The sequence below is a fragment of the Bradyrhizobium sp. genome (genome assembly GCF_017881085.1).
In the GTDB taxonomy this organism is placed as follows: domain Bacteria; phylum Pseudomonadota; class Alphaproteobacteria; order Rhizobiales; family Xanthobacteraceae; genus Bradyrhizobium.
Genome location: NZ_JADGRI010000261.1, coordinates 1 through 7,905, shown reverse-complemented (window position 1 = coordinate 7,905; position 7,905 = coordinate 1). Strand labels below are relative to the sequence as shown.

Genomic DNA, 7,905 nt, shown 5'->3' with positions numbered 1-7,905 from the left:
AACAAAGAAAAAATATCGCGCCAGGGGCATTCGTCACTCCATCCGACCCCTCGCGCGTACTACAGGGTTTCAGCTGGCAATCATTGATCGATATCAAGCGCCAATGAGGTGTCTATTTGTCTTGCGTCTGTACGGTCCCAGACTCAGAAGCATATCGATACGCCGCACTGGTCGTTCTGCTCAAAATGCCTGCAGCGGGTCAATTGCGCCCCGGGCGAGCCAGCAGCAAGTGCGGCCATGTCCGCGATGCCCCGAAAGCGGAAATAGCTCAAAGCATGAGAGGCTTCGCAACGGCTGCGCACCCACCGGGCAACGGTTACGGACTGACTTGCGCGGACGAGCTGCTCAGCCTTCCTGCGCGAGCGCGCGGCGCGTTGCGCGAAAATCCGATTTGTCGACGCGGATCAACGTGATTTGCTGTCCAGTCCCCTTGGCAAAAAGATTTCGGTTTTTCCGAAATGCAAATCATCCTATATGGTTTGTCATCCCGTCCCGAAAGAGGGGCGTTGGCCATCGTCACGAACGTTGGGACGGGTTGCGGTGGACGCGGCAGTGCCCGCGCGCAAGGTGTGATCGCAGGGCGGGTCTTAACCGATCCCTGAGCGGTCGGACCGCGCGCAGACGAACGGTGCTGCGGCGGACGGCAAAAGCGTGTGGTCCTGACGCCTCAGCGGTTGGCGTCAAGTCTTGCGGAGGTTTTGCGAGCCCGACCGGGGCGGACAAAACCATATTCGCGAGGCGATGGTGTCAAACAAGCCCGATCACCAGGGAGAGCGCGCTATAAGCCGTAAAACCATTGCGCAGGGAATGCCGGATTGCCTCCGCTGAACCTGTATGCTCGTGTGCGCTTTCTTTTGCACATCTTGCACACGAGACCGCGGGTGCAGCGCGCACCCGGCATTCCCTGCGCCCTCTTTTTGCAGAGGGTAAGGATATTCCAGCAAACCCCGGGCGCATCGCGCCGCGGGACAGTAGACGCACGCCCGCATTCCGTGTCGCGGGATTGCGTTCCCTGGATTTTCGGCAGTCGCCGCTTGCCAAGCCTGCCCCGGCAGGCCACAAAAACCGCCAGCGAAAAAGAAACGCCAGCGGAGAACGACTTGAGCATCAAGGGCAAGGCCTACCTCGCCGGGATCTACGAGCATCCCACCCGGCATGCACCCGATAAATCCACCTCACAGCTCCACGCCGAAGTCGCCAAGGGCGCGCTGGAAGACGCCGGCCTCTCCAAGGCCGATATCGACGGCTATTTCTGCGCCGGCGACGCTCCCGGCGGGGTGATGGCGATGGTCGATTATCTCGGCCTGAAAGTCCGGCATTTCGATTCCACCGACACCGGCGGCTGCTCCTATCTGGTGCATCTCGGCCATGCCGCCGAAGCGATCGCCGCCGGCAAATGCTCGATCGCGCTGATTACGCTGGCTGGCAAGCCGCGCACCGGCGCCATGCCGCCGCGCGCGACCGGCGCCGAGGTCGATTTTGAGGCCGCTTACGGCGCCACCACGCACAATGTTTACGGCATGTGCGCCATGCGTCACATGCATGAGTTCGGCACCACCAGCGAGCAACTGGCCTGGATCAAGGTCGCGGCCTCCCACCACGCGCAATACAATCCGCACGCGATGCTCAAAGAGGTCGTCACCGTCGAGGACGTGCTCAACTCGCCGATGATTTCCGATCCGCTGCACCGGATGGATTGCTGCGTCGTCACCGACGGCGGCGGCGCGCTGATCGTCACCACGGAAGCGATCGCGAAAAGCCTGAAGAAGCCGCTGGTGCGGATGATCGGCCACGGCGAGGCGCTGAAGGGCCCGCGCGGCGGCAAGGATCTCAATCTGACCTATTCCGCCGGCGTCTGGTCGGGTCCGCGGGCGTTCGAAGAAGCCGGCGTGACGCCGAAGGACATCAAATACGCCTCGATCTACGACAGTTTTACGATCACGGTGCTGATGCAGCTTGAAGATTTAGGCTTCTGCAAAAAGGGCGAGGGCGGCAAGTTCGTCGCCGACGGCAATCTGATTTCCGGCGTCGGCAAGCTGCCGTTCAACACCGACGGCGGCGGCCTCTGCAGCAATCATCCCGTCAACCGCGGCGGCATGACCAAGATCATCGAGGCGGTGCGGCAGTTGCGCGGCGAGGCCCATCCCAAGGTGCAGGTGCCGAACTGCGATCTCGCCGTCGCGCACGGCACCGGCGGCCTGCTCGGCGTCCGCCACGCCGCATCGACCTGCATTCTGGAGCGCGTGTGATGGACAACCCCGTGAAATACCCGACGCCGCAGGGCAATCCCGAGACCAAGCATTTCTGGGACCAGGCGGTCGAAGGCAAGCTGCTGATAAAACGCTGCACCGCCTGCGGCGAGGCGCATTACTTTCCGCGCGCGATCTGCCCGTTCTGCTTCTCCGACAAGACGGTGTGGGAGGAAAGCTCGGGCGAGGGCGAGATCTATACGTTCAGCCTGATGCGCAAATCCGCGACCGGGCCTTACGCCATCGGCTATGTCACGCTGAAGGAAGGCCCGTCGCTGCTGACCAATTTCGTCGATTGCGACCAGACCAAGCTGAAGATCGGCCAGAAGGTCAAGGTGGTGTTCAAGACCACCGACGGCCCGCCGCTGCCGTTCTTTACGCCGGTGTGACGGGGGTTGTCTCTATCTGCACAGAGAGATTTATCCGCTGAGCCAGCCCCTCACCACAGCGAAGTTTGTGGCCGGCGCCGGTGTAGCCCTCTCCCACAAGGTAGAGAAAAGAAGTTCGGGAGAAGATGACAAGATGCCGATCAAGTACGATGAGCTGATGGCGCTGAAGAATCTGGGCCAGAAATACGCCTACGGCGATCGCGAGGTGATGCTGTACGCCTATGGCATCGGCATGGGCGCCGACCCCATGGACGAGAAGGAGCTGGCTTTTGTCAATGAGGCCGTCGCCACGCCGCGCGCCTTGAAGGTTGTGCCGACATTCGCCTCCGTCGCGGCGTGGGGAGCCGGGCCCGGCGAGATGAACCTCAATCGCGTCATGGTGGTCGATGGCGAGCGCGACATCACCTTCCACAAGCCGCTGGCGACGGCGGCCAGCATCACCGCCGATTCAACCGTGCTCGACGTGTTCGACAAGGGCAAGGACAAGGGCGCCGTGATCCGGCACCAGACCGTGCTGAGGGACGAGCAGGGTGCGAAACTGGCGACGCTGGTCGCCTCGCGCTTCGCCCGCGGCGATGGCGGCTTCGGCGGCCCGTCGGAAGGCCAGCCCGAACCGCACAAGGTGCCGACCCGCAGCCCCGACAAGACCATCGACATCCCGACCCGCCCGGATCAGGCGCTGGTCTACCGGCTCTGCGGCGACCGCAATCCGCTGCACTCGGATCCCGAGTTCGCCAAGCGCGCCGGTTTCGCCAAGCCGATCCTGCACGGCATGTGCACCTACGGCATCACCTGTCGCGGCGTCCTGCAGACCTATGCCGACTACGATCCCTCCGCTTTCAGGCAGCACGTCGCGCGGTTTTCCTCGCCGGTCTATCCCGGCGAGACCGTGACCATGGATTTGTGGAAGGACGGCAATGTGATCTCGTTCGAGGCCAGGGTGAAGGCGCGCAACGTCGCCGTCATCAAGAGCGGCAAGACGGTGCTGGGGTGAGATCGGGCAGGGGCGAGCGCTTTAAGTAACGCCGTCTTGGCCGGCCTTGTGCCGGGCATCCACGTCTTTCTCTCGGAAACAAGGAAGACGTGGATGGCCGTGACAAGCACGGCCATGACGACAGGTAGATAAACGACGATACGGGAGCAAGACACCATGGGATTACTCGACGGCAAGGTGGCGCTGATCACCGGCGCGGGCGGCGGGCTCGGTGAGGCCTATGCCAGATTGTTCGCGCGGGAGGGTGCGGCGGTCGTGGTCAACGACCTCGGCGGCCCCCGCGACGGCTCCGGCGCCGACGTGTCGATGGCGCAGAAGGTGGTCGACGCGATCAAGGCCGAGGGCGGCCGCGCCGTCGCCAACGGCGCCGATATCTCCACCATGGCCGGCGGGCAGTCGGTGTTCGACGACGCCATCAAGAACTTCGGCCGCGCCGATATCCTCGTCAACAATGCCGGCATCCTGCTCGACCAGACCTTTGCCAAGGCAACGGAAGCCGCCTGGGACAAGGTTCTGAAGGTGCATCTGAAGGGCACGTTCTGCGTCACCCAGCCGGTGTTCCGCTGGATGCGCGAGAACGGCGGCGGCGTCATCGTCAATACCTCGTCGACCTCGGGCCTGATCGGAAATTTCGGCCAGAGCAATTACGGCGCCGCCAAGGGCGGTATCTGGGGCCTGTCCAACGTGCTGGCGATCGAGGGCCGCAAATATAACATCCGGATCTGGACGTTGGCGCCGGGCGCGCTGACCCGCATGACGGCAGACCTGCCACGCTATATCGAGAACCCCGGCGCCGCGCTGGGACCGGACGGCATCGCGCCGGCCGTGCTATACATGGTCAGCGATCTGTCGGGCGACCAGACCGGCAAGGTGCTCGGCGTGTCCGGTCCGCGCGGCGTGCGCGAGATGCGGATGATGGAGAAGCCCGGCTGGAAACCGCCGCATACCGGATGGAAGGCAGACGATATCGTCGAACATGCCAAGGAGATCTTTTTCACTGAGGAAGAGATCAAGATGGGCGCGCGGCGGTTTTGACGCATCAGAAGCAGAGGCAACACATGACAAAGCTCACCGCCAAGGCCGCCGGCACTTTTGCCATCGCGCCGACGCCGTTCCACGAGGACGGCCGCATCGACGAGAAATCGATCGACCGGCTGACGGATTTTTACGCCGAGGTCGGCTGCGACGGGGTGACCGTGCTGGGCATTCTGGGCGAGGCGCCGAAGCTGGATGCCGCCGAGGCCGAGCAGGTGGCGATCCGCTTCGTCAAGCGCGCCAAGAATATGCAGATCATCGTCGGCGTCTCCGCGCCGGGATTTGCCAGCATGCGCTCGCTGGCGAAGGCGTCGATGGATGGCGGCGCGGCCGGGGTGATGATCGCGCCGCCGCCGCATCTGCGCACCGACGACCAGATCATTGGTTATTTCAAGCAGGCGCAGGAAGCCATCGGCGACGACATTCCCTGGGTGCTGCAGGATTATCCGCTGACCCTGACGGTGGTGTTCACGCCGGCGGTGATCCGCAAGATCGTAATGGACAGCCCTTCCTGCGTGATGCTCAAGCACGAGGACTGGCCGGGTCTGGAAAAGATCTCCGCGCTGCGCGCCTTCCAGAAGGACGGTTCGCTGCGTCCGTTGTCGATCCTGACCGGCAACGGCGGGTTGTTTCTCGATTTCGAGATGGAGCGTGGCGCCGACGGCGCGATGACCGGCTACGCCTTCCCGGAACTCCTGATCGATGTCGTGAAACTGTCGAAGGCCGGCAAGCGCGACGCCGCGCACGATCTGTTCGACGCGCATCTGCCGCTGATCCGCTACGAACAGCAGCCGGGCGCCGGCCTCGCGGTGCGCAAATACGTGCTGCAGAAGCGCGGCGTGATCGCCTCCAGCGCGCAGCGCAAGCCGGGGGCGGCCATCACTGCCACGGCGAAGGCCGAAGTGGATTACCTGCTGTCGCGGGTGGCGCGGGTCGACAAGCGCGCCAATCTGCAACCGCAGGCCAGCGCGGCGGAGTGATCTCATGACTGAAGCCGTCAAGCCACCGCGTCCCGCGTCCACCATCCTGCTGCTGCGCGACAGCGCCGTGACAAAGGGCGAAGTCGAGGTCTTCATGATGGTGCGCCATTATGAGATCGATTTTAACTCCGGCGCGCTGGTGTTTCCCGGCGGCAGCGTCGACAAGGGCGACCAGGAGATCATTGCCAACCCCGCGCTTTATTCCGGCGGCGAGGGGCTCGATGCCGTCGATCTGAGTTTCCGGATCGCGGCGATCCGCGAGACCTTCGAGGAAAGCGGCATCCTGCTGGCACGTCCCAAGGGCTCGAATGCGCTGGTCGATGCGAAGCGGGCCAGCCAGATCGAGGCTGCCCATCGCGCGGACCTGTGCGACAACAAAACGACCTTCCTGAAGGTGCTCACCGACAACGGGCTGCTGCTGGCGCTCGACGAGCTCGTGCCCTACGCGCACTGGATCACGCCGGAGGGCATGCCGAAGCGGTTCGACACCTGGTTCTTCCTCGCCGCCGCACCTCCGGAGCAGGTCGGCGCGCATGACGGCAAGGAATCCACCGACTCGATCTGGGTGTCGCCGCGCGAGGCGCTGGAAGGCGGCGAGAGCGGCCGCTTCAAGCTGCCGTTTCCGACCACGCGCAACCTGATCCGGCTCGGCAAGCAGCCCAATGTCAAGGCCGCGCTCGACGACAGCAGGGGCAAGCCGATTGTGACGGTGATGCCGGTCATGACAAAACTCAACGGCGGCCGCCAGCTCCGCATCCCCTTGGAAGCCGGTTACGACGGCGAGGTGTTCGAGGTCGGCGCGCTGGGTTGATCGTCCGTCATGCTGAGGTGCGAGCCGACGGCGAGCCTCGAAGGATGACAGCCCGTGGCCGTTCCTTTGAGGCGTGCAAGGGCGCTCACCTCGGGATGACGCCGTTTCCGTCAAAGACAGTTCGACGTACGACGAAATATAGCGGCGTTTGGCCATGTCATGTTCCGGTCGAAAGATTCGAGCCGGAACCACCTACATGGATGAAACCCACTCACAATCTCCCGCCATCGGAGTCGAACTCGCGCTGCTATTGCTGCTCGCGACGCTGTGGGGCGGGTCGTACACCTTCATCAAGCTCGGCGTGACGACGATTCCGCCCGTCACCCTGATCGCCGCGCGCACGCTGATAGCGGGATTGCTGCTGCTTGCGATCATGCATGGGCGCGGGCTGCGCATGCCCAAGGATGCCGCGACCTGGCGGCGCTTCCTGTTCCAGGCCTGCCTCAACAGCGTGATCCCGTGGACGCTGATTGCCTGGGCCGAACGCTCCCTCGATGCCGGGCTTGCGACCATTCTCAATTCCACCTCGCCGATCTTTACGTTTTGCCTGACGCTGGCCGTCACGCGCCATGAGAAGGTCGGCGTGCGAAAGTTGTTCGGCGTCGTGGCCGGGATGGCCGGCATCTGTCTGATCGTCGGCGTGCAGGCGATGGCCGGCCTCGGCGAGCAGCTCGCGGCCGAGATCGCCACAGTGGTTGCGACCCTCTGCTATGCGGGCGGCGCCATCTTCAGTCGCGGGTTCAAGGGCCTCGATCCGACGGCGCCGGCGGCGGGCTCGCTGCTTTGCGGTGCCGCGATACTGGTTCCGGTGAGTCTCGCGGTGGACCGGCCGTGGACGCTCGCGCCGTCGATGACGTCGGTGCTGGCTCTGCTCGCCCTGGCGGTTTTTTCCACCGCAGTGGCCTTCGTGATCTATTTCCGGGTGGTCCAGACGCTCGGTTCGGTCGGGACCACGGCGCAGGCCTATCTGCGCGTGCCAATCGGCGTCGCGCTCGGCGTGGCCTTTCTCGGCGAGACGCTGACGTCGACGGCATGGATCGGCCTCGGCTGCGTTGTGGCCGGCGTCGCCGCGATGACGATACCGGCGCGGAAGGCCGCTGCGCTCACCTTATCTTCCTGAAGCCGCGGTCATTGCGGGCCGCGCATGCAGCGAAACAACCCAGCTCCGCCTTGCGGGATCGGCGCTGCCCCTTGCCGGCCAAAGGGATTGTCGACATCCTGCCCCGTAAATCCGGACGCTCTCAAACAGCGCCGATCGACGATCAGGGCAGGGGACGCATCATGAGGAGTCGGCGTATCGGCGCGGTCGTGGCTGCGTGGCTGATGGTCGTTGCCGCGCCGGCCGTGACCCCGGCTCAGGATGGCTTTCCCAGCCGGCCGGTGCGCATCGTCATTCCCTATTCGGCCGGCAGCGTCGCTGATGTGTTCGGGCGCATCGTCGCGCAGA

General features: G+C 64.1%; 7 protein-coding genes and 1 pseudogene. All 8 read left to right on the top strand.

Going from position 1 to position 7,905, the window contains the following annotated elements; all coding sequences use genetic code 11:
• Window positions 1-1,100 precede the first annotated feature (1,100 nt).
• Window positions 1,101-2,249, top strand: coding sequence for a thiolase domain-containing protein (locus QZ213_RS21095; protein WP_291688034.1), 1,149 nt, complete (start codon window positions 1,101-1,103; stop codon window positions 2,247-2,249).
• On the top strand, window positions 2,249-2,638 hold the full coding sequence (locus QZ213_RS21090) for an OB-fold domain-containing protein (RefSeq protein ID WP_291688033.1): 390 nt from the start codon (window positions 2,249-2,251) through the stop codon (window positions 2,636-2,638). Before QZ213_RS21095 ends, QZ213_RS21090 begins: the two co-directional genes overlap by 1 nt.
• Before the next feature lie 133 nt (window positions 2,639-2,771).
• Window positions 2,772-3,632: a MaoC/PaaZ C-terminal domain-containing protein gene (locus QZ213_RS21085; protein WP_291688032.1), complete on the top strand. Its 861-nt coding sequence runs from the start codon at window positions 2,772-2,774 to the stop codon at window positions 3,630-3,632.
• 156 nt (window positions 3,633-3,788) lie between these two features.
• Window positions 3,789-4,667 carry an SDR family oxidoreductase gene (locus QZ213_RS21080; RefSeq protein ID WP_291688031.1) on the top strand — a complete coding sequence of 293 codons (879 nt, stop codon included), beginning with the start codon at window positions 3,789-3,791 and terminating at the stop codon, window positions 4,665-4,667.
• Window positions 4,668-4,690: 23 nt separating this feature from the next.
• Window positions 4,691-5,647, top strand: coding sequence for a dihydrodipicolinate synthase family protein (locus QZ213_RS21075; RefSeq protein ID WP_291688030.1), 957 nt, complete (start codon window positions 4,691-4,693; stop codon window positions 5,645-5,647).
• Between the two features lie 4 nt (window positions 5,648-5,651).
• Window positions 5,652-6,458, top strand: coding sequence for an NUDIX hydrolase (locus QZ213_RS21070; RefSeq protein ID WP_291688029.1), 807 nt, complete (start codon window positions 5,652-5,654; stop codon window positions 6,456-6,458).
• A gap of 196 nt (window positions 6,459-6,654) precedes the next feature.
• Entirely contained in the window at window positions 6,655-7,578 is a 924-nt protein-coding gene (locus QZ213_RS21065) for an EamA family transporter (RefSeq protein ID WP_291688028.1), read from the top strand.
• Window positions 7,579-7,649: 71 nt separating this feature from the next.
• A pseudogene (locus QZ213_RS21060) lies at window positions 7,650-7,905 on the top strand (hypothetical protein); the annotation flags it as partial.

Bases quoted from the DNA above. Each gene is read 5' to 3' on its own strand.
- QZ213_RS21090 (WP_291688033.1), top strand. From the start codon at position 2,249: ATGGACAACCCCGTGAAATACCCGACGCCGCAGGGCAATCCCGAGACC.
- QZ213_RS21085 (WP_291688032.1), top strand. From the start codon at position 2,772: ATGCCGATCAAGTACGATGAGCTGATGGCGCTGAAGAATCTGGGCCAG.
- QZ213_RS21080 (WP_291688031.1), top strand. From the start codon at position 3,789: ATGGGATTACTCGACGGCAAGGTGGCGCTGATCACCGGCGCGGGCGGC.
- QZ213_RS21075 (WP_291688030.1), top strand. From the start codon at position 4,691: ATGACAAAGCTCACCGCCAAGGCCGCCGGCACTTTTGCCATCGCGCCG.
- QZ213_RS21070 (WP_291688029.1), top strand. From the start codon at position 5,652: ATGACTGAAGCCGTCAAGCCACCGCGTCCCGCGTCCACCATCCTGCTG.
- QZ213_RS21065 (WP_291688028.1), top strand. From the start codon at position 6,655: ATGGATGAAACCCACTCACAATCTCCCGCCATCGGAGTCGAACTCGCG.